The organism is Mesorhizobium sp. M1A.F.Ca.IN.020.06.1.1 (assembly GCF_004023265.1).
In the GTDB taxonomy this organism is placed as follows: domain Bacteria; phylum Pseudomonadota; class Alphaproteobacteria; order Rhizobiales; family Rhizobiaceae; genus Mesorhizobium.
This window is the reverse complement of sequence record NZ_RZSR01001216.1, coordinates 1-1,475: the sequence shown is the minus strand read 5'-3', so window position 1 is coordinate 1,475 and position 1,475 is coordinate 1. Positions and strand designations below refer to the sequence as shown.

Genomic DNA, 1,475 nt, shown 5'->3' with positions numbered 1-1,475 from the left:
GCCGTCATCATCGTGTTCGGCGCGCTGATCATCGGCGGCCTGATGGCCGCCTCGATGACCTTCGGCCACCGCAACGGCTTCCTGTTTGCGTTGGGCGGCGCCACTTCGGCCTGGATTTCGGGCAACGCGCTGCTGATTGACCGGCCGCGCATTTATGCGCTGTTCGTCGGCATTGCCGCGGTGCTGCTGATTGCCTCAACCATCACCCTTGTCGTGTAGTCAGTAGCCCAGCGCCTCGCCGGAAGCGGCGCGGCTGTCGATGGCTCCGTTGTAGCGGGCGCCGCCACCTTTCTCGATCTCCGCCAGGCTCTTGCCGCCGACAAGGATGCCGGCCGCCTGGCCCCAGGTCTGGTCGCTGAGATCGAGATGATAGCCCATGCCGGCAAGCAGCCTTTCGGTGTCGGGAGAAAGCCCGAAAGGCTCGACATAGACGGTGTCGGGCAGCCATTGATGGTGGATGCGCGGGGCGTCGATCGCCTCCTGAATGTTCATGCCGTGGTCGATGACGTTGACGATCGCCTCCAGCGTGATGGTGATGATGCGCGAGCCACCCGGGCTGCCGATGACCATGAACGGCTTGCCGTCCTTCACAACGACGGTCGGGCTCATCGAGGACAGCGGCGTCTTCTTCGGCTGGATCGCGTTGGCCTCGCCTTGGACCAGTCCGTAGAGGTTGGGCACGCCGGGCTTCTGGGTGAAATCGTCCATTTCGTTGTTGAGCAGGATCCCGGTGCCGTCGGCGACGACGCCGGCGCCAAAGGAACCATTGAGCGTATAGGTGACGGCTACCGCGTTGCCGTCCTTGTCGATGATAGAATAATGGGTGGTTTCCTTCGACTCGCCGAAGCCCTTGGGCATCAAGTCCTTCGAGACGCCGGCGCGGAACGGATCGATCTTGTCGCGGATGTCCTTGGCATAGCCCTTGTCGAGCAGTTTCGAGACCGGATTGTCGACGAAATCCGGATCGCCGAGCGCCGAATTGCGGTCGACATAGGCATGACGCATGGCCTCGACCATGACGTGGACGGTCTCGGCCGAGCCGGCTCCGAGATAGGACAGCGGATAGCCTTCGAGCACATTGAGGATTTCGCAGATGATGACGCCGCCCGAACTCGGCGGCGGCGAGGAGATGATCTCGTAGCCGCGATAGGAACAGGTCACCGGCTTCAGCTCGCGCACCGCGTATTGCTCGAAATCGCCTTTGGCGAGGATGCCGCCCTTGGCGCCGCTCGCCTTGACGATCGCGTCGGCAATCGGCCCCTTGTAGAAGGCATCGGGGCCTTTCTCGGAGATCGCCGAGAGCGAGGCCGCAAGGTCCGACTGAACTAGCTTCTCGCCGATGCCATAGGGCTTCCCGTCTTTTTTCAGAAAAATAGCGGCCGCTGCCGGATCCTTGGCCAGCCGGTCGGCGCCGCCGGCGAAGGAGGCCGCGTCGCCCTGGTTGAGGACGAAGCCGTCCTTGGCATAGGCGATCG

Annotated in this window: 1 protein-coding gene and 1 pseudogene; one reads left to right on the top strand and one right to left on the bottom strand. The window is 63.1% G+C overall.

What is annotated here, in order from left to right:
* Positions 1-219, top strand: a pseudogene (locus EOA60_RS32625) (hypothetical protein); the annotation flags it as partial.
* Here EOA60_RS32625 and ggt read toward each other — a convergent pair.
* The coding region (gene ggt, locus EOA60_RS32620; protein WP_128312597.1) for a gamma-glutamyltransferase at positions 220-1,475 on the bottom strand (1,256 nt) is incomplete at its 5' end. It lies immediately after the preceding pseudogene.